22 protein-coding genes are annotated in these 19,510 nt (G+C 68.6%); 14 read left to right on the forward strand and 8 right to left on the reverse strand.

The window, feature by feature from the left end; all coding sequences use genetic code 11:
* Positions 1–163 precede the first annotated feature (163 nt).
* On the forward strand, positions 164–463 hold the full coding sequence (locus F3L20_RS02665; RefSeq protein ID WP_006133193.1) for a WXG100 family type VII secretion target: 300 nt from the start codon (positions 164–166) through the stop codon (positions 461–463).
* Positions 464–1,317: 854 nt separating this feature from the next.
* Here F3L20_RS02665 and F3L20_RS02670 read toward each other — a convergent pair.
* From F3L20_RS02670 to F3L20_RS02705, 8 genes are all read right to left on the reverse strand, one after another.
* Positions 1,318–1,911, reverse strand: a complete 594-nt coding sequence (locus F3L20_RS02670) for a hypothetical protein (protein WP_150151827.1) — start codon at positions 1,909–1,911, stop codon at positions 1,318–1,320.
* Positions 1,908–2,543 carry a hypothetical protein gene (locus F3L20_RS02675; RefSeq protein WP_150151830.1) on the reverse strand — a complete coding sequence of 212 codons (636 nt, stop codon included), beginning with the start codon at positions 2,541–2,543 and terminating at the stop codon, positions 1,908–1,910. Before F3L20_RS02675 ends, F3L20_RS02670 begins: the two co-directional genes overlap by 4 nt.
* Positions 2,544–2,938: 395 nt before the next feature.
* A complete protein-coding gene (locus F3L20_RS02680; RefSeq protein WP_150151833.1) occupies positions 2,939–4,276 on the reverse strand; it encodes a putative T7SS-secreted protein in 1,338 nt (445 codons plus the stop codon).
* Positions 4,273–4,578, reverse strand: coding sequence for a hypothetical protein (locus F3L20_RS02685; protein ID WP_150151836.1), 306 nt, complete (start codon positions 4,576–4,578; stop codon positions 4,273–4,275). Before F3L20_RS02685 ends, F3L20_RS02680 begins: the two co-directional genes overlap by 4 nt.
* Positions 4,579–4,637: 59 nt before the next feature.
* Positions 4,638–5,717, reverse strand: a complete 1,080-nt coding sequence (locus F3L20_RS02690) for a hypothetical protein (protein ID WP_150157197.1) — start codon at positions 5,715–5,717, stop codon at positions 4,638–4,640.
* The gene (locus F3L20_RS02695; protein WP_150151840.1) at positions 5,714–6,382 is read right to left on the reverse strand and encodes a hypothetical protein; all 669 of its coding nucleotides are present in this window, start codon (positions 6,380–6,382) and stop codon (positions 5,714–5,716) included. The genes F3L20_RS02690 and F3L20_RS02695 overlap by 4 nt, the downstream gene beginning before the upstream one ends.
* Before the next feature lie 362 nt (positions 6,383–6,744).
* Entirely contained in the window at positions 6,745–7,461 is a 717-nt protein-coding gene (locus F3L20_RS02700; RefSeq protein ID WP_150151843.1) for a hypothetical protein, read from the reverse strand.
* Positions 7,462–7,507: 46 nt separating this feature from the next.
* On the reverse strand, positions 7,508–8,392 hold the full coding sequence (locus F3L20_RS02705) for a hypothetical protein (RefSeq protein ID WP_240810826.1): 885 nt from the start codon (positions 8,390–8,392) through the stop codon (positions 7,508–7,510).
* A gap of 636 nt (positions 8,393–9,028) precedes the next feature.
* Between F3L20_RS02705 and F3L20_RS02710 the strand changes: the two genes are divergently transcribed.
* The 13 genes from F3L20_RS02710 to F3L20_RS02770 all read left to right on the forward strand — a co-directional run bounded on the left by F3L20_RS02710 (position 9,029) and on the right by F3L20_RS02770 (position 19,504).
* A complete protein-coding gene (locus F3L20_RS02710; protein WP_150151849.1) occupies positions 9,029–9,766 on the forward strand; it encodes a hypothetical protein in 738 nt (245 codons plus the stop codon).
* 17 nt (positions 9,767–9,783) lie between these two features.
* On the forward strand, positions 9,784–10,650 hold the full coding sequence (locus F3L20_RS02715; RefSeq protein ID WP_150151852.1) for a hypothetical protein: 867 nt from the start codon (positions 9,784–9,786) through the stop codon (positions 10,648–10,650).
* Positions 10,647–11,954, forward strand: a complete 1,308-nt coding sequence (locus F3L20_RS02720; RefSeq protein WP_150151855.1) for a CpaF family protein — start codon at positions 10,647–10,649, stop codon at positions 11,952–11,954. The genes F3L20_RS02715 and F3L20_RS02720 overlap by 4 nt, the downstream gene beginning before the upstream one ends.
* Positions 11,955–12,075: 121 nt before the next feature.
* Positions 12,076–13,032, forward strand: coding sequence for a type II secretion system F family protein (locus tag F3L20_RS02725; protein WP_167534653.1), 957 nt, complete (start codon positions 12,076–12,078; stop codon positions 13,030–13,032).
* Complete coding sequence (locus F3L20_RS02730; RefSeq protein WP_167534448.1) at positions 13,029–13,958, forward strand: type II secretion system F family protein; 930 nt, start codon at positions 13,029–13,031, stop codon at positions 13,956–13,958. The genes F3L20_RS02725 and F3L20_RS02730 overlap by 4 nt, the downstream gene beginning before the upstream one ends.
* Before the next feature lie 85 nt (positions 13,959–14,043).
* Entirely contained in the window at positions 14,044–14,295 is a 252-nt protein-coding gene (locus F3L20_RS02735; protein ID WP_006133157.1) for a hypothetical protein, read from the forward strand.
* A 29-nt stretch (positions 14,296–14,324) separates the two neighbouring features.
* Positions 14,325–14,774 carry a TadE family protein gene (locus F3L20_RS02740; protein WP_150151858.1) on the forward strand — a complete coding sequence of 150 codons (450 nt, stop codon included), beginning with the start codon at positions 14,325–14,327 and terminating at the stop codon, positions 14,772–14,774.
* A complete protein-coding gene (locus F3L20_RS02745; protein ID WP_150151861.1) occupies positions 14,774–15,208 on the forward strand; it encodes a TadE/TadG family type IV pilus assembly protein in 435 nt (144 codons plus the stop codon). The genes F3L20_RS02740 and F3L20_RS02745 overlap by 1 nt, the downstream gene beginning before the upstream one ends.
* 38 nt (positions 15,209–15,246) lie before the next feature.
* Positions 15,247–15,708 carry a Tad domain-containing protein gene (locus tag F3L20_RS02750; protein ID WP_150151864.1) on the forward strand — a complete coding sequence of 154 codons (462 nt, stop codon included), beginning with the start codon at positions 15,247–15,249 and terminating at the stop codon, positions 15,706–15,708.
* 121 nt (positions 15,709–15,829) lie between these two features.
* Positions 15,830–16,159, forward strand: coding sequence for a hypothetical protein (locus tag F3L20_RS02755; protein ID WP_150151867.1), 330 nt, complete (start codon positions 15,830–15,832; stop codon positions 16,157–16,159).
* Positions 16,156–17,583 carry a hypothetical protein gene (locus F3L20_RS02760; protein WP_150151870.1) on the forward strand — a complete coding sequence of 476 codons (1,428 nt, stop codon included), beginning with the start codon at positions 16,156–16,158 and terminating at the stop codon, positions 17,581–17,583. Before F3L20_RS02755 ends, F3L20_RS02760 begins: the two co-directional genes overlap by 4 nt.
* On the forward strand, positions 17,580–18,896 hold the full coding sequence (locus F3L20_RS02765) for a hypothetical protein (protein ID WP_150151872.1): 1,317 nt from the start codon (positions 17,580–17,582) through the stop codon (positions 18,894–18,896). The genes F3L20_RS02760 and F3L20_RS02765 overlap by 4 nt, the downstream gene beginning before the upstream one ends.
* A complete protein-coding gene (locus F3L20_RS02770; RefSeq protein ID WP_150151875.1) occupies positions 18,893–19,504 on the forward strand; it encodes a hypothetical protein in 612 nt (203 codons plus the stop codon). The genes F3L20_RS02765 and F3L20_RS02770 overlap by 4 nt, the downstream gene beginning before the upstream one ends.
* Positions 19,505–19,510 lie beyond the last annotated feature (6 nt).

Genomic DNA, 19,510 nt, shown 5'->3' on the forward strand with positions numbered 1-19,510 from the left:
CAGCCGAGTTCACCCCCGTAAGCTTCTGCCGCAAGAGCGGACGGACACACCGGTGGGCCATGGCGGCCCCTGAGCCGCAGGGGGCGCGACGGCAGGCCGGTAGTTCCGCAAACAAGGGAGCCACGGGGGTTGGCCCTGCGGCGATGCGAGAGGAAGCGGCTTCATGGCCAAAGACCTTGACATCACATATCAGGACATGCGGGAAGCTGCCAAGCATGTCGTGAAGGAGAAGGAAAAGCTTCAGGAGAAGCTGGACGGCCTCCGCAAGTACATCAACAACCTGGTCAACTCCGGCTACGTCACGAAGAGCTCCTCCAAGGCCTTCGACGAGAATTTCGACGAGTTCACCAACGGCGCGAAGACCACGCTGGACGGCCTGGACGGCATGGGCGACTACCTGACCATGGCGGCGGACAAGTTCGAGCAGATCGACGACGAGCTGGCGAAGGCGGCGCGGAAGTAACTTCCGGGCGCTGGGTGCGGTTTACACGGTCGGTGGGGCGGGCATGGCTGCTCGCCCCACCGGCCCGTTTCGTGCACTACTTGGAGTCGAACCGACGGTGGTTGCCCGCAGGAGCACATCACGGATCTCCACGGTGCCGGACGGTGGCCGACGAAGGCGCTGAGACGGCAGGCATGCTCAGGAGGAGGGGTAGGCGAGCACGGGAGCGCTGGGGGCCAGCTCCCCGGCGCACGCCTTCGGCCGGAGGGCGACTGAGACGGCCTGATGGTGGAACAGTCGACGGAAACCGAACCGTTGTCGCGGTCGGCCGAACCTGTGGTGCGCCCTGCAGGAATGCCGCCGCACAACGCCTACGCCGTCTGTCAGGCACGTCTCTTCACCGGCGGCTACACCTTGGTCGTGCGTGACCCCCAATGGCACTGGTGCCCTCGCTGGCCGAAATGCTGATCAACTGCCTGTTGCACGACGGGACGCTCGGCGAATCGCGGCGCGGTGGGGCCCCACGATGATCCCCTCCCGGTCGCGAGCAGAAGCCACCAGTGGGGCCGCGTGACCGGCCACGGCAGTGGGGAACATGGGTGTCCCGAGTACCGCACCGAGCACGCCCAGTGGCCACACTCTCGTCGGGCGCAGTCGAAAATTGATCGAATCCTGGGGCACATCCGCAGGAGCGCGAAGTTGTGTCGATCGTGCACCCGTCGCCGGCCTTGGTGTAGATGCGATGACGCCTCATCGCCGCAGACTGATCGCCCCTGCATGGCACGTCAGACTCTCCTCGCTGACGGAACAAGATTCGCAGTGTGCGAGAACCCAGGCGGATGAGCCTCCGCCCTCTTCCTTCGGTCTGAGCTGGGTCACTCAGGATTGGGATTGAGCCAGATACTGCGTGCGAAGTCGTCGAAGACATCCAGGTTTGTGGCCAACCAGCCGACTTCGTCAGTCACCGTTCGGATCGAGGCATACACTCGGTGTTCCTCGGACCACCAGCCGTAATTCAGGGATACCCCCAAGCCGTCTTTGTCACCGAAGTACCGAAGGCAACGCAGCCCCGGCCCTATCCGGTCGGAGTCAAACTCCGCTACGTCGGGTGGGCGGTTCGGGCTTGTCTCGGACGCCTGGACGACGCTGCGAAGCTCTTTCTCTCGGGTTCCGTCTTCCGGTTGCACGACCAGGGCATAGAAGGGTTGCGGTACCCTGCGCGGGTCGCCGCCGTAAAGGAACACCTGGTGCGCTGGAATGCTGGGGCGCGGATGAGCTTCGACCAGCATTCGGAAACTGTGCGCCAAAGCGTCACGGTTGGGGCTTCGCCACCACTTCTTGTGGCGTCGGTACATGATCTCGGCGCAGGTAGCCGACCACTCGTCGATCTCAGTCTGACGGAGATCTGTCCAGTGAAGTGGCATGAGGAACCACTCGGTAGGATCTGCCTCGGTTTCGAAGAAAATCACTCGTAACTCCAACGGAAAGTCATCATGACAGCATCGAACAGGTCGACGAGGGCGGAGGAGTATTCACTGTCGGGCTTTCCGTCGCCGACCGTGCTGAATGTGACAGCCAACCAGCGAGGGAACGGGCTGCCAGGAAGGGGAAGTATGTACTCGACACGCCGGGAGGAGAACTCGATCTCGGATCTTTCCGGAGGCGGGACAATCCGCTCGATTCTGGTTGCGGTTGATCCGTCGACAGTTACGGTTTCGCTTTCTCCTCGCTCCGCTGCTACTCCGTTGACCACTTGATTCGAGTGGAATCCGGCACCGGTTGCGTTAATCGGTTCTGACACGACGAACGATGCTGGAACCACACTGCCGCGGACCCGTTCCACAGGAAGATAGAGCACCATCCCGTTTGCTCTGCTGGCTTTTCTTGCCGCCTTTCTCAGTTGCTTGAAGAGTTCCATTCGTACTTTGCTTACGTCATCCCTGGGGAGATCTTTCGGGAGCTGATCGATGGATCTGTCAACGAGAGTCAGAATCGATTCGTTCACGACCTCCTCATGGAGGTCAACTTTCCCCCACCCGGGCGGGAGTACCAGGTTGAAGCCGGTGGGCACTGGCGATCGCGTCAAGCTCTGTTCAGTCACGACGGAGTCTCTCTGTCATCCATGCCCCAAGGGCGAGCAGGGGGATCAAGGGAGCTGCAAAGACGCCTGCCCAGACTCCGGTTACCCAAGCGGCCAGAAAGAGGCCGGGTGAGTAAATGAAAACTTCCGTAAGGCCTTCAGGGCGTCGGGACGGAATCGGATGCCTGAGGAAAAGCGCTAGCAGAGTCAGGATGGCTGCACCCACAATGATGCGCTGAACCCAGTAGACGGCATCCTTCAAAGAGGGTGGAAGAGCCCCTGCGATCATCACCAGGAAGATGGAGGAAACTCCAATGATGAGACATAGCTTCGCCAGCGCGGTCGGCCCCCCACCCCGCTGGCCGTAGCCCAGGGTTCGTCGGTTTGAACTCATGACGCTTCTTCCTTGCGTTCAGCTACCAATGAGTGTCCTCTGGCAGCTTTCCGGTTTCACCCTTGAAGTTCTCGTAAGTCTCATTGAACGGTTTGCCCGGAAAAACAGGGCTTTCGCCGAGCGCCTTGTCGGCGACATCTGCGGTCGCGCCCGTAACTGCGGTACCCACCGCAACCTTGTAGTAGGTCTCCGACCTTTCCGCAACTGCAGCGGCGTCGGGAAAAGTTTCAGCGTTCCGGCGGATGCCGTTGATGAGGGATCGGGCCTCAGCATCCCCGAACCCCAGTTGCTCAAGGTGGCTGGGACGCAAAGGCGTTTCGTCGGCAACGCGCCCAGCGTTCTGGGATATCTCCTTCCGCATGCGGTTCATCGTCTGACGTCCGAACTCCCGGAGGCCGTCATCGCTGGTCGTAGCCATAACGCGAGTGATCTCGTTTCGCACAGACCTGTTCACGCGCAGTGCTTCTTTCAGCCGCTGTCTCCGCTGCTCCTTGGCGGCTGTTTTGACGGCCTTGCTCGCTGTCTTTAGCTTGACGAGCATCTTCGTGCCCGCAGCAAAGGCAACCAGTCCGACGCAGTCCATCAGCACTTCCGTCAGACTTGCTTCCCCGGCAAGGAAAAGGACGAAACGGGATGCTGCGATGAAAATGGAAAGTCCGACGGCAAGCCCCGCGATAAAGGGCCCGATAATAGGGATGAAGGCAAGGAATGGTGCAAGCGTGCCTAGGACAGAGGCCGCCCAGCCTAGAGCGTCGAGGACCCACTTGATCCTATCGATGTTGTCATGAATCCATCCTTTGATGTCGTCCCAGAAGCTGTCCTCGATGATGTCGTCAATTTCGTCACGGATCTTGCTGGCGTAGTGCGCTGCGCGATCGTCCCGGTCACCCGTGATGCCGCTGAGCTTGACCCGGTACTCATGGAGCGGGTCACCTTCAGTTTCACTAGCTGAAGACTGTGGCGTGCCTTCTGCGTTCGCTTCCTCTTTGGTTTTCTCGGCTTTGAGTCGCTCCTGCTCTTTTTTCGCGGTTGTGAGGATCTTGTCGGCATCTTCCTGGAATTGCTCGAGCTCGGTGGCCCATTTGTTCAAATGGACTTGAACTCGTTCGTAGCGACTCGCGACTTCGCGAAAATGTTTTTCGAGTACTTCAGATTCATCGCGTAGTTTACCTGCGTACTTTCCCTTTAGTTCGTCGTCATTCTTGATCTTGCGTAGGCGCTCGGCTTGGTCTCGGAGAGTGGTTGCCACGCTCTTCATGTGCGTGACCTCGTCGCGGATCTCCTCCGGATCTCCCGGAACAGGATCGGACTCGGCGAGCGGATGCCAGTCTCGAGGGCGCGGTTTCGAGGAAGTGCTCACTTGCCCTTCCTTGCCTTTCTCAGTTCCTTCGCGAGGGCGGCGTCAGTCCCAGTGAAGCCGTTGATGGTGTTGGTTACGAGCTTCCCTACGCTGCTTACACTTTCGAGCATTTTCCCGCGATAGTCGTCCCAGTTATCCGCGAATTTACCCATTGCGTCGCTTATCTCGCTGCTACCCCAGTAGGGGCGCATGTCGTCCTTCCTGTTTCCTACGTCCTTCAGATCCTTCTGGATCTTGCTCAGGGCGGACTCCGATTCAACAAGAAGGTCGACGTTGACAATGAGATTTGAATCGCCTGCCATGGCTCTACTGGTCTCCAGAGAAGGATGTCACTGGTGTGGTGCCTCGGTACTGAGAACGCCTAGCGATTGACGGACTGGATCTCCTGAACGGTGACCGCCTGACCGTTGGCGAAGCTGCCGTCGGGGAGGTCGCCGCCGGTGCTGCCGGTGCCGGTCCATGAGATGTCCCAGGTGATCGTGGCCTGGAGGTTGTAGGTGCCGTCGCCCGATGAGCGGAGGTACTTGATGCCGCAGGGCGGGGTCCGGTCTGCCTTGCCTCTCGCGTACGGCTTTCCGATCGAGCCGTCATCGGTGATGGTGCACTCGCCCGAGGCGGGGTAGGTCATGGCGTCGTCGGTGCCGGGATCGAGGGTCAGTGAGACCGGCGTTGCCGTCGTCGTGGCCTGAATGTTGAAGCCCGGCACGTTGAGAGCCGCCGTCGCCTGCACCTCGTCGAACACGGCCTTGTCCAACCATGCCCAGGTGGGCAGGTTCACCTTGGTGGTCTGCTCCGGAGCGAGGCTGACCTCGGTGTCGGGCAGCTCCATGTGCTGGTAGGCCAGGGCCGCGAGGATCTCGGGACTGATCGCCTGCTCGTACTGCGGAGGCGGTGCTTCTCCGTTCTCCACCCAGAAGGGGAGGTCGTTGCAGGAGCCGCGCTTCAGCACATCGGGTTCGTTCGGATTCTCGACGCCGGCCCAGAACATGCCCTCGCCGTCCTTGTCGACGTTGTAATCCTTGTAGCCGGGGGTGTCGGTCCAGCCGTAGTCGTCCTCGTAGTGGCGCTTCAGCTCGGTGAGCGCCGCGCCGGCGGTGCCGCCGATGCCAGGAGTTTTTATCTGGCGCTCGATGTCCGCAGACATCTTCTTCTTGAAGTCCTTGGCTCCGAGGTACGGGGCGTACCAGCAGGCCGGTGGCGTCCAGTTGACGTCTGAGGACCTCACGTTGCCTGTGCCGCCGTTCGCGGCCACGGAACCGGAGTACGTGATGCGGGCGGCGGCGTAGATGCCGGTTTCGTCTCCACCACCGGTTTGCTCGGTGCTGGCTCCTTTGCCGGATCCCACTGGCTTTGCGGCGTAGGCCGCTTCACTGAAAGCGATGACGCTGAGAGCCAGGGTGAGCGCCGTGACACCGACAGACGTGCGACGCGTCTTCCTCACTGGCACTTCGCCGCCTTCGTCTCGACGAAGACCTTCGATGCCTGCCATAGCGTGTCAGAAGTGGGGAGCTTGACCATGATGAGCTTGTAGTAGTCGAAGTCCTCGATGCTTGGCCTGGTCGTGAGGACCTTTCCCGTCTTCACTTCCTTGCCGAAGAACTTGCCGGAGTCGGCGCAGAAGGCCACCTCCACCGACGTGCCGTCCCCGGCGGACCGGGTGGTGGCGTCGTAGTGGCGCAGGGTGCCGGTCGCGGTCCAGCCGCCGTCGATCCAGGCGTTGACCTGAGTCTGTGCGTAATGCAGCCCCTCGCCTGTCGCGTAGGCGACGACACCCGCGTCCTTGGCAGTGCGCTTGTCGACGCCACGGTAGATGGCCCGGAAGAAGTTGGCGGCGTCATCCATGGCGGCCGCCTCGTTCTCGTTCTCAGGCTCGTCCCAGTCGAAGACCAAGTTGACGTCCTTGGGCAGGGACAGATCCACGCCGTCCGGCTTCTCCTCCTGAGGCGCTCCCGGCTCGGCGGACTTGGTCGGTTCCTCAGGCTGCCGGCTTGCCCCGACGACCTTGTCGTTGTCGGCGGGCTCATCGTCCCCGCCCCCGCAGGCCGTGAGGAGCAGGGCTGTCGCGGCGGCGAACGCGGCGGCGGTGGGCAAGGTGCGGCGCTTCACAGTGACTCCCCGTGAGACAGATGTGCAGTCGAGAGCAATGACGGTATCGGTGCGGTTTCCGGTTTCGCCAGGGCGAAGGGTCCCGCGAACGGTGCGTTTCCGGCGGGCCGGGGCTGAATGGGAGCGATCGGGGCGTACGACGAAGGCGTGCAGGTCATGTCGCTCAAACCGTCCCTGACGAGATCTCAGTGTGAGCGACTCAACCAGGCCGTGCAGCCGTCTTTTTCCCAATGCCAGTGCGAAGACGGCGGGTGGCGGCGGCCACGAATGCCGCGACCCCGTGGGGTGCTCCGGTGCGCTCCGCCAGGCGGGTGGAGTTGGAAGCAGGCGGGGTGCGTGGCGTGACGGTGAGCAACACGTGCTCATCCCAGCTTCGCGTTCTGCGCCTCCACCACCGTTGTCGGCAGCTTCGCTTCGCTCGGGCGGGCGTTGGCGATGGCCAGGCCGTTGGCGGAGAAGTAGACGCCCACGACGTCGCCGGCGCGGACGACCTGGGTGTGGAGGGTGTGGGACACACCCTGGTACGACATCGTGGCCGTGAAGCCGGCGGTCTCGTCGCCGGCCGGGGTGGTCTCCTCCGCCGCGACGGAGTCGTACACGCTGCTGCCGTTGTCGCCCTCAGCCGTGAAGCCGTCGCCGCAAGCGGCCACGGCCTTCTTCACGTCCGCCAGGACGGCCTGTGCCTTGCCGGGCGCGTACGTGGTGAGCGTGATGTACGTGTGTGCGCCGGTCAGGCCCTCGGACTCCGAGTTCAGGACCCGCGTGAGGTCCGCCTGCGGTTCACCGAGCGGCAGTTGGTTCAGCGCGAGTGCCAGCGGTGCACAGGCCGGCTTGTCCGACGACAGGTCCGACGACGACTTGGCGATGGCGAACTCGTCGTCGTACTCCTGCAGCGTGAACCCCTTCACCTCGGCAGGGGTGACCATCAGCCCCACCAGACGTTCGGCGGGCGCGGGCTGCTCGGTGCGGGTCGCGGAGGGCCGGGGTTCGCCGGTGGAATTGTCGGACTCCCCGCCTCCGCCGCACGCCGCGAGTGCGGCGAGGCAGAGCAGGGTCAGGGCATGGGTAGAACGGTTCACGGTGGGGGGCTCCTCTTAAGCCTGAGTGGGGGGATGACGAGCGATGTCAGTCGTCGAGCAGCGCGCGTAGCTGAGGAGACAGGTCCGGGGTGTCCGCGCCCGCTGCCCGGGCCGCGACCACCGCTCTGGCGTACGCCTCCGCCTCCGTCCGCAGGCCCGCCTTCTCGGTCCCCTGGCGGTGGCCCTTGACCCAGACGACGACGGCGAGGGGGACCAGCGCCAGTGCGGCAAGACCGAGCGGCGTGCCCGAGGACACTGCCACGGCGGCGCCGATCACACCGGCGAGCAGCAGTAGGCAGCCCACCTCGTCGTGCCAGCCGCCCTCGTCGGCGATGCGCTCGTACGCCGCCACCGCGTCCGGTTTCGGCGGCACCGTGGCAACCGGAGGCATGCCGGTGCGTTCGTCCGAGGCGCCACTAGAGGCATCACCAGGTGCGTCACCAGGTGCGTCCGGCGCATCCGCCCGCTCAACCGGCGCGTACCTCGGTATCGGCGCGGCGCCCTTGCCTCCTCCGCCCTGCCTGCGGCCCTCCAGCCACGGCGGCACGTGGGCCGGCTCGACGCCGTGTGCCCGGGCGAGGCCCAGGACCTCCCGGTAGCCCGCCAGTTCCGTGTGCAGCAGGGCGCGCTTCCAGCGGACGTGGACCAAGGTGAGGCACGCCACCGCCACGATCAGCAGCGGGCCCGCAGGGGCGTAGGCCAGCAGCGGGTTGTCGGCCATGGCCGGGACCATGTGACCCACGAACGGCCACATCACGCCCGTCACCAGGGCGGTCCCGCCGATCCAGCCGACGGGGCCGCGGCTCGCCCCGTCCACGGCGCGCCGGTGCCGTAGGAGCAGCTCGCTCAGCACTGCGTCGTCCGTGTAGTCGACGCCGGTGCGCCCACTCACCACGCGCACCTTTTCCAGCAGGCGCGGGTTCGCCGTCATTGCCGCGCCTTCCAGCGGCGGCGTCACCGCCCGTGTCCCCGTCATCGTCGAAGCTCCCCGTTTCCCCGCTCTTCCCCGTACATCCAGCCCCCGGCGGCCTCCGCCAATGCCGAACCGATACCGATACCGACTATCGATGCCGACGCCGGGACCGGTACGTCCGGCGCTCGATTGTGTGACATCCGTCGCTTTCGGCTACCGAGTGGTCACTGTGGCGGAGCACGATCATGGCACGTGCCTCCGACAGTCCTCGTGAGCGGTTCGTGGGGGAGAGGTGTGCGCTGAGTGAGGAAGCGGCTCAGCTGCCGGGGCGGCATGCACAGTTGGGGATTCGCGTCCGCACAGCGGAAGTACCGTCTCACCGGCCGCTGCCAACTGGGTTGTTCAACGCTGAAATTGCAGCTGAACAACGGTGTGTGCGGCGAGCCGGGAGTGGTCGCTTCCGTCTTGAGGGGCGTATGCGTGGCTGATACGGTGCGATGGCTTGACACTCACTTACGCGTTGGCTATCCGCCCGGATCGGAGCGGGTACGTCCGACGCGTCCCGCATGTCCACGCGCGAGCCGACACGGGTGAAGTGTCCGCAATTACAAGGAACTTGGCAGACATCATCTTGGGTGTACGGGGAGCGGCTGCGTGAAGATCCAGGAGCGTACGGGGGCGGGCGCGGGTCGTTCCGCGGCTCCGGCTCAACCGCCGGTCGGTGACCGGCTTCCCACTCCGCCCCGCGAGCGCAAGCCGGCCCTCGCCGCGCTGGCCGTGCTGCTGATCCTGGTGGGTGCGCTCGGCGCCACCATGCTCGTGCTGCAGGCCGGTGACCGGATCGAGGTCGTCAAGATCACCGAGGAGATCCCGGCCGGACAGGCGGTCACCGACAGCAACACCACGTCGGTGATGGTCGCCGAGGACCCGGGCATCCACTACGTCAAGTACTCGCAGCTCGGCGCCCTGAAGAAGCTGAAGGCCGTCACCACCATCCCGGGCGGTGTGGTCGCCGTCGGCGAGATGTTCGGCGAGGAGGCCAAGGTCCCGGACGGGAAGGCCCTCGTCGGCCTGTCCCTCAAGGAGGGCCAGTATCCGGCCGGTCTGAAGTCGGGCTCGACGGTGGCCGCCTACCGGGTCGGCGGGACCTCGCGGTCCGGGTCGGGCGGTGAGGGCGACAGCGGTTCCTCGGGCTCCTCCGGCTCCTCCGGCGGCGACTCCGTGATCGTGGACAAGGCGGTCGTGGACTACGTCCAGGACGCCAAGGGCGACGACCTCGTCAGCAGCAGCAACCGGCCCGTGACGCTCCTCGTCGACAGCGCGCAGGCCGCGGCGCTCACCCAGGCCGCCTCCAACGGCGAGGTGGCGCTCGTCCTCGTTCCTGGCAACTAGAAGGCGGCACCCCACCCATGGCCCTCATCGCCCTCGCCGCCGACAAGGGTTCCCCCGGCGTCACGACCGCGGCCGTCGCCCTCGCGGCGGTCTGGCCGCGGCGCGTGCTGCTCGCCGAGACCGACCCGGCGGGCGGTGACCTCGTGTACCGCAGCGCGGCCGCGCACGGCGGTCCGCTCAACCCCAACACCGGCATGCTGTCCATCGCCGCCACCGCGCGACGCGGCCTTGTGCCCGACCAACTGTGGGACCACGTTCAGCCGTTGAGCGGCGGACTCGAAGTGCTCGTCGGGCTCGGCGTCGCCGAGCAGGCCGCCGGGCTCGCGGGGTTGTGGCCCACGCTCGGGCACGCCTTCGCCTCCCTCGCCGACTCGCCCAACGCGCCCGCCGACGTCATCGCCGACTGCGGACGCATCAGCGGCGACACCCCGGCCGTGGAGCTGTTCCCGCACGCCTCCCTGGTGCTGCTGATCTCCCGCACCGAGCCCGAGGCGCTGGCCCGGGTGAGGGACCGGGCGGCCGCGCTATCCGGCAAGCTGCACGGCGGCCCGCGCGGCGCCGCGAGCCTGAACAACCCGGTGATCGGCGTCGTCCTCGTCGCCGACCCGGGCAACGCCGCCAAGCTGGCCGGCCAGGTCAACGACATGCTCGTGCACGCGCAGACCGGCGCCCGCGTGGTCGGCACCCTCGCCGACGACCCGGCCGGCGCCGAGCAGCTCGCCGGACGCCGCCGCGGACGGCTCGACAAGTCGCTGCTGATCCGCTCGGCGCGCAAGGTGACGGCCGACGTGTACCAGCAGTACGGCGCCGCCTGGGCGGCCCAGGCGCAGGCCCAGCAGGCGCACGCCGGGCAACCGCCCCAGGGTCACGGAGCCGGGCGATGACCGCTGTCGACCACTCCCTGGTCAAGCGGTTCCGGCAGGACGCCGGTGACCGGATCGCCGAGCAGCGCCGACTCGACCAGGTCAACGGCGTCACGCCGATGTCCACCGAGGACGAGCGGCAGTACGCCCGTGCCGTCATAGCCCAGATCCTCGAGGAGTACGCCCGCTCCGAGATCAACGCGGGCCGTACGCCGCTGGACGCGGAGACCGAGGAACAGTACGCGGCCGCCGTGCACGCGGCGCTGTTCGGGGTGGGCCGGCTCCAGCCGCTGCTCGACGACCCCGAGGTCGAGAACATCGACATCAACGGCTGCGACCAGGTGTTCGTCGGCTACTCCGACGGGCGCGAGACGCGCGGTGAGCCGGTCGCCGAGACCGACGAGGAGCTCATCGAGCTGATCCAGGTGCTCGGCGCGTACTCCGGTCTGTCGTCCCGGCCCTTCGACTCCGCCAACCCGCAGCTCGACCTGCGGCTGCCGGACGGCTCGCGTCTGTCGGCCGTCATGGACGTGGCCCGCCGGCCCTCGCTGTCCATCCGCCGGGCCCGCATGGGCAAGGTGTTCATCTCCGACCTGGTCGGCAACGGCACGCTGACCCCCGAGCTCGGGCACTTCCTCGCCTGTGCGGTCCGCGCCCGCAAGAACATCATGATCGCCGGTGCGACCAACGCCGGTAAGACCACGCTGCTGCGGGCCCTCGCCAACGAGATCCCGCCGCAGGAGCGCCTCATCACCGTGGAGCGTGCGCTGGAGCTCGGGCTCGACACCTTCCCCGACCTGCACCCCAACGTGGTGGCGTTCGAGGAGCGGCTGCCCAACTCCGAGGGACAGGGCGCCATTTCGATGGCGGAGCTGGTGCGCCGGTCACTGCGTATGAACCCCTCCCGGGTCATCGTCGGTGAGGTGCTCGGCGACGAGATCGTGACCATGCTGAACGCGATGTCCCAGGGCAACGACGGCTCGCTGTCCACGATCCACGCCAACAGCTCCAGCGAGGTGTTCAACCGCATCTCCACGTACGCCCTGCAGGCCACCGAACGGCTGCCCATCGAGGCGAGCCAGATGCTGATCGCGGGCGCGGTGAACTTCGTCGTGTTCATCCAGCGGCGCAACGAGTACCAGAGCGGCGGCCGGCTCCAGCGCATGGTCACCTCGGTGCGCGAGGTCAACGGCGTCGACGGACGCGTGCTGTCCAGCGAGGTCTTCGCCGAGACGCCCGACGGCCGGGTCACCGCGCACGCCCCCATAGCCTGCCTGGAGGAACTGATGGCCTACGGCTACCGCCCCAGCGGAACGTGGGGGTGAGCCGATGACCAGTGTGCCGATGACTGCCCTGTCGATGACCGATGTGCCGATGACCGAGGGGCCGGTGACCTCCGCCGTACCCGCCACCACGGACCTGGCCGCGCTCGGCTCGCTCGGCTCCATGGGCGGCTTGTTCTCCACCACCGTGCTGTACGCCCTCGCCAGCGGCGTCGCCGTCGGCGGCGGCCTCGCCCTGTTCGCCGTCGCCGTACGGGGCCTGCCCGCCAAGCCCGAGCACGAGAAGCAGAAGGCGAGCGAGCGGGCGAACGAGGTGCTCCGGTTCGTCGGCCGGCGCGGTTCGCTGGCCGCGCTCGTCGGGCTCGCCGTGCTGTTGATGACCCGCTGGGTGGTGGCCGGCGTCGCCGCCGCCGTCCTCGTCTTCTTCTGGGACCGCCTGTTCGGCGGCGCCGGTGAGGAGCGGGCCGCCATGCGGCGCGTGGAGGCCCTCGCCTCCTGGACGGAGTCCCTGCGCGACACCATCGCCGGCGCGGTGGGCCTGGAACAGGCCATCCCGGCGTCCGCGCGGGCCGCAGCGCCCGTGCTGCGCCCGCACCTGGACGCGCTGGTCGACCGGCTGCGCGCCCGCACCCCGCTGCCCGAGGCGCTGCAGCAGCTCGCCGACGAGATCGACGACGCGTCCGCCGACATCATCGTCGCCGCCCTCATCCTCAACGCCCGGCTGCGCGGCCCAGGTCTGCGGCAGGTGCTCGGCGCGCTGGCGAAGTCGGCGCGCGAGGAGGTCGACATGCGCCAGCGGGTGATGGCGCAGCGCGCCTCCACCCGGCGCTCGGTGCAGATCGTGGTCGCCGTGTCGGTCGCGTTCGTGCTCGGACTGTCCATCTTCAACCGCGACTTCGTCGAGCCGTACGGCACGGCCGTCGGCCAGCTCGTCCTCGCCTGTGTGTGCGGGCTGTTCGCGCTGGGCTTCTGGTGGCTGCGCAAGCTGTCCACCATCGAGACGCCCGAACGCTTCTTGGTGCGCGACGAGTCGTCGGTGCGGCTGGTGCGTCCGCGCACCCCGGGTGCCACACCCGCGCAGGCGACGCCGTTCCAGCCGGAGGAGGGGGTACGCCGATGAGTGACGGACTGACGATGCCGGTGGTCGTCGGCGCGGTCGTCGGACTGGGGATCTACTGCCTGGTCCGGGCGCTGATGCCGACCCGGCGCAGCGCCCTCTCCCAGGTCGCCCGGATCGACGCGATGCGGGCGCGCGGCTCGGCGTACGAGTCGGCGCGGCCGGCCGCGCAGGAGACCGGACGTTTTGGCTCGCTGCGGGCCCAAGTGGGTGCCAAGGTCGCGGAGTTCTACCAGCAGCAGGGGTGGGAGCAGCGGTCGCTGCGGGCCGACCTCGCCGTGCTGGAGCGCAGCTGGGAGAGGTTCCTGGCGACCAAGGTGCTGCTGGCGGTGGCCGGTCTGTTCTTCGGACCGTTCCTGTTCGCCATCGTCTGGCAGCTCGGCTTCAGCCGCAGCCCGGCCATCCCGGTGTGGCTGGCGCTGCTGTGCGCGGTGCTGTTCTTCGTCCTGCCCGACCTGGAGGTCCGCCGGGACGCCGCCGAGAAGCGGCGCGACCTGCGCCGGGTGATCGGCGCGTACCTGGACCTGGTGTCGATGAGCCTGGCCGGCGGCCGGGGGCTGCCGGAGGCGCTGATGGCCGCCGCCGAGGTGTCCGACGGCTGGGCGGCACAGCGCATCCGCAGCGCCCTCGCCGACGCCCGTATCACCGGCATCAGCCAGTGGCAGGCGCTCGGCCAGCTCGGCGAGGAGCTGGGCGTGGAGGAACTCAAGGACCTCTCCGCCTCGCTGGCGCTGGTCGCCGACGACGGCGCCAAGGTGCGGGAGTCTCTCGCCTCGCGCGCCGAGACCATGCGGCACCGCGAACTCGCCGAGATCGAGGGCAGCGCGGGTGAGAAGTCCCAGTCGATGCTCGTGGCGCAGCTGCTGCTGTGCGCGGGGTTCCTCGTGTTCCTGATCTTCCCGGCGGCGATGCGGGTGTTCCAGGTGTGAGATCCCGGACCTGTGATCCGCGAACCACGGACCGCGCGCCGTACGTCAGAACTTCCGTGAACCGAATTCGAGAGGACAACGCGTCATGAACGGACGTACCTTCCACACCGGCATTCCCGCCGTCGACTTCCTGGTCACCTTCATGCGGGCCCGCGTCGAGCGGGCGCGCTCCGGCGAACTGGACCGCGGCGCCTCCGCGGTGGAGTGGGTCATCATCTCGGCCGTCGTCGTGGCGATCGTCGGCGTGGTGGCCGCCATCATCAACGCCGCGCTCAGCGAGGGCGCCAACAAGGTCGGCGACTGCATCAAGGGTGCGGACGCGGGCAAGACCTGCTGACCGCACGTACCTTCTCGACGTCAACGGGGATGCCGGTGCGCGTACGCAGCTGGGTACGCCGACGGGCGGAGGCCGCCTCCGCCCGCGGCGACTCCGGCATGACCGCGATCGAGTTCGTGTTCCTCACGCCGATCCTGTTCTTCATGATCTTCGCGACGGTGCAGTTCGCGCTGTACTTCTTCGCCGATCACGTCGCGCAGGCGGCGGCGCAGGCGGGCGCGCGCAAGGCGCGGGCGACGGCGGACGCCGAGCCCGGCGGCTGGCGGGGCGAGGCACGCGACGTGGTGGACAGCTACATCCGGCAGCTGGGCCCGCAACTGGTGATCGCCCCGGACGTGAAGCTGCTCCATCCGGAGCAGAACACGGTCGGCGTGGAGATCACCGCCCGTATCCCGACGGTGTTCCCGGGCCTGGACCTCACGGTGCACGCCCAGTCGGTGGGTCCGGTGGAGCGGTTCGTGCAGGAGGGGGAGAACTGATGCGCCGTTCCCTCCGGGGTCTGCGGGCGACGTGGCAGGACACCGCCGACCGGGGTCTGTCCACGGTCGAGGTCGTCATCCTCGCGCCGGTGATGATCCTCTTCATCCTCGTCCTGGTGGGCTTCGGGCAACTGGTCGACGGGCGGGGCGCGCTGGACGGAGCGGCACGGGACGCGGCCCGCGCGGGGTCGATCCAGAAGGACCACGCCACCGCGATGGCCGAGGCGCGGGCGGCGGCGGAGGCGAACCTCCAGGACGTCTGCTCGGGCCCGGTCACCGTCGTCCAGACCAGTCCCGGCTTCGAGCCGGACACCCTCTTCAGCGTCCAGGTGAGCTGCGAGGTGCGGGGCCTCGCCATGCTGGGCCTGGACATCCCGACCACCCTGACCGCGAGCTTCAGCTCGCCGCTCGACCCGTACCGGAGGACGGCGTGACGGCACCCGCACCCGCGCCTTCGCCTGTTCCCGGCGGCGTGAGCGCGTGCGTTTGGACCTGGCTGGAGCAGCGCGGCGCACGGCTGGACGACCGTGGCTCGGGCGCCGGCGCGGTCATCATCTTCGCCCTGGTGTTCCTGTCGCTGGCGGCCTTCGTCATCGACGGCGGCATGTCCATCTCCAAGCGGGAGCGCGCGGCGGACATCGCGGAACAGGCGGCCCGGTACGCCGCCCAGGACATCGACCGCGAGGCCCTCTACGACAACGAGGGCGGCCCCGCGCCGATCAACTACGAGAACTGCGACGCCCGTGTGAAGGCCTTCGCCCGAGAGATGGACATGTCGGGCGCGGACATCGCGGGGACCCACTGCGTCACGGCGACCGTCGACGCGGTCGAGGTCGAGGTCCAGCTCACCTATTCCCCCGTCTTCACGGGCATGTTCTACGGCGGCGACGTGGTCGTGCGCGGCCAGGCGGTCGCGGAGAACGAGGTCGGCTGAGAACGGCCGTACGGAACGGTCGCGCGGCCGGACCTACGGAGCGGACGTACGGGCCGGAGTACGGAGCGGACGTACGGGCCGGGAGTACGGAGCGGAAGCGGCGCGGGCGAAGGAGGAGACGGTGGGAGACCAGGAAGCCGACATCGCACGGATCAAGGAGACCGCCCGGGCGCTGGGGCGCATCCGCGACACCTTCGCCGAGCGGGCCAACCCGGCCGAGGGGTACGGCGTGGACGACCTGGGCTCGGAGAAGATCCTGGACGCCTTCGACACGTTCGCCGGCAACTGGAAGATCCACCGCCGCCAGCTCACCGAGGAACTGGAGAAGCTGCGCGGCATCACCAAGACCGCCGCGCAGTCGTACGAGGAACTCGACCACGAGCTCGCCGAGGCACTGCGGCGCACCGACGAGCGCACCGGCAAGGACCAGCCGAAGGGAGCGGGCCGATGACCGCCAGACCGGCCGCCCACCGCTGGGCCGTCCTCGACGAGTCCGCCGACCCGGTCCCCGGTGACCCGGAGACGGTCGCCCGGCTCGGACGCACGCTGCGCAGGACCGCCGAGGCCATCGACAAGGAGGCCCGCGAGATCGAGGCGCTGGCGTCGGTCGACAACTGGAAGGGCAAGACCGCCACCGAGTTCCGCGGTGCCGCCGAGGGGGCGAGCGGCAAGCTCCGCAAGGCCTTCAAGCGCTACGACGAGGCCGCGCAGGCGCTCGGTACCCAGGTGCGGGAGGGCGTGTGCAGCAACGAGTACGCCTCCGAGCTGCACCGCGCCCAGCAGATGGCCGACCAGGCGCTGCGGGACGCCGAGGCGGCCGACGAGGACCTGGGGACCGCGCGCCGGGCCCTGGACGGTCTGCCCGACGACGCCCCCGACGACGACCCTGACCGCAAGCGGCACACCGCGCAGCGGAAGGCGGCGACCTCCGCGCTGTCCTCCGCGAAGAAGGCCCTGGAGGCCGCCAAGGGCATCCGTGACCGCGCCGCGCAGGCCGCCGCCGACGCGATCCACGACGTCATCGAGAACGACGGGCTGAAGGACGGCTGGAAGGACAAGTTCAAGAACTGGGTCCACGACAACGCCGGCTGGCTCAAGGAGATCTCCAAATGGGCGGGCCGGATAGCCCTGTGGGCCGGGGTGGCGGCCCTGGCCCTCGGCTGGATACCGGTCATCGGCCAGGCCATCGCCGTCGTCGCCAACGCCGTCGCCCTGGCGGCGAGCGTCGTCGCGCTGGCGACCGACCTGGTGCTGGCGCTGGGCGGTGAGGGCAGCTGGAAGTCCGTCATCCTCGACGCCGTGGGCGTGGCCACCTTCGGCCTCGGGCGGGCCGCGATGGCCGGCGCCAAGGGGGTGGCCGCGGGCAGCAAGGCGCTGGCCCGCAGCAACCTCTACAAGAACGCCGTACGCTCCGGCATGAAGACCAACAAGGCATGGAACCTCGCCAACCGCGGTGCGCAGGGATCGGTGCGCGGCAAGGACGCGGCCCGGGCGATGGCCACCATGCCCAAGGGCAAGCTGCCGAACTGGAACAACATCAAGGAGGGCTTCAGCCCCACCGCGATGTACCGGGATACGGTCGACGGTGTGAAATCCGTACGCAACGCGTTCTCCCGGGAGGGCTGGCGCGAGGGGCTGAGCGGCATGGCCGCCCCGCGCTCCGCGGGCACGCTGGACCCGGACCTCGCCCGGGCGGCCGCCGGGCTCGACGGCATCGCCCCGGCCGCCCGTGAGTTCCCCGCGGTCAGCAGCGCGCTGAACAACTTCACCGGCCAGACCAACGTCTGGGCGGGCGCCACGGCCACCGGTGTCACCGCCGGGGCGGAGGGCGCCTACGGTGCGGTGACCTCGGTGGCGGACCGGGTCACCCCATGAGTGACGAGCCCGCTCTCCGGCCGGCCGGCGGGCGCGGTCCGGGTCTGGAACGGTGTCACGGGTCCCGGCTGTCGGTGGAGGACGGTGCGCTCGTCCTGCGCGCCCGCGGCCGTACCCGCCGGATCCCCGTCGGTGAGGGCGGTGTCGTCCGCGCGGTCTTCGTCGACGCGCCCGCCGGGGAGGCCGCACGGCAGGAGCCGGGCCGTCCGGGGGCCTGGGGCGAGGTGCGGTTGCTGGATGGGGAAGGGGCGCCGGTCGCCCGTACAGCGGTCGAGGAGTGGCTGCCGGAGGCGCCCGCGCTCCCGCCGGGCTCCGTGCAGGGGGAGCAGCTGCTGGAGCGGTCGGGCGTGGCCGGCCTGCTGAAGGCCGCGGGCGTGCCGCTGCACGTGGCGCGCGACCGGAACGGTGGCCGGAAGGCGGGGAGTTCGGGTGTCTCCCTCGGGCCCGGACCGGCCTTCCCGCTCTGGTACTGGTGCGTGCGTGCCGTCGCCGGGACGCTGTGGTTCTCCGCGTTCACCGTGGTCGTCTTCTCCGACACCGCGCCCGGATGGCTGGTGCTGCTGCTCGCCCTGACCGCCCTGTGCGGACCCGTGGCCCGGCTGGCGCTGCGCGGCTGGACGCGGCTGCGGGCGGGCCGCCGCCGGGTGACGGTCGTCGAGCGCGTCGTGCCCGGCCCGGCGCCGGGGGCCGGGGCCACGGTCCGGTTCCTGCGGGAGACCGAGCTGCGGGTGCAGGACCGCGACCTGGTGCTGCGCGACCTGGGGGGCCAGGAGTACTGGTTCGCCCGGTCCGGTCCGCACGCGGTGACCCGGCTGGTCCGGGTGACCGACGGGACCGGCCGTCCTGTGGGGGTGGAACTGCGGGGCCCCGGCGAACACGTGCGGGCGGTGCTTCCGTGGCACCTGTGGTTCGCCGGCGAGGACGGCGCCGACGGATGGTCGCGGCTGTGCCGTGGCACCGGGCTGACGGTGTCCGAGCGCCGGCTCAGCGGCAGGCGGACCTGGCCCAAGGGGCCCGTGCTGGGCACCGGCCTGCTGCCCAGGACCGGCGGGGAGGCCCGCCGGGCGGCCCGCTTCCCCGGTACGGCGGCGGGGGTGTCGTCCACCGCCGTCATGGCCTTCGGCTCGGTCTTCTCCGTCGTCCAGGGCGTACGTGTCGCCGACACGGCGCCCGGAGCCGGGGCCGTGGCGGTGGCGGCCGGGGCGCTCGGTCTCGTCCTGCAGGCCGTGCCGTACGCCGTGCACGAACTGCGCGGCCGGCTGGTCCTCGACCGGCCGGCGGCGGAGCGTACACCTGAGGAGGCCCGACGATGACCGACCCCGAGAACACCGAACCGCCCTCCGACTACCAGCTGTTGCTGCCCGACGGGTGGTTCCGGATCCTGCTCGACCCCGAGCAGCGGGACACGTCGGTCGACGCGCTCGTGGAGCGCCGCTTCCGGGGCATCGACAACGCGCCGCACCTCAAGGAGGAGATGCGCGCGGACCTGCGCCGTCGCGCCGCCGAGGCCTACGAGGGCGGCGGCATCGAGCTGTACCTCAGCTTCCAGGAGGCGGGACCGCTGACCGTCCCGGCCTCGCTGCTGGTGAGCCTCGCCCCGCTGCGCGGCCCCGAGCCGCCGGCGCCGCAGGACCTGGCGCGCGCGTTCGCACGGGACAGTGGACCGGACGACGACGGCACGCAGGTGAGCGTCGAGGACCTGGCGGCGGGCACGGCCGTACGGGTCCGGTCCGCCACGCGGCCGACGGAGCGGGAGCGGCAGGACGGGCACCGCGCGTCCGTCTCGGTCGAGTACCACGTGCCGGTCCCCGGCACCGCCCAGTACCTGCTGCTCACCTTCTCGACGCCGCTGGAACCCGTGGCCGACGCCATGGCCGGCCTCTTCGACGCCATCGCCTCCTCGCTGACCTGGACGGAGTGATCCCGC

Origin of the sequence: Streptomyces tendae, assembly GCF_008632955.1 — a bacterium.
In the GTDB taxonomy this organism is placed as follows: domain Bacteria; phylum Actinomycetota; class Actinomycetes; order Streptomycetales; family Streptomycetaceae; genus Streptomyces.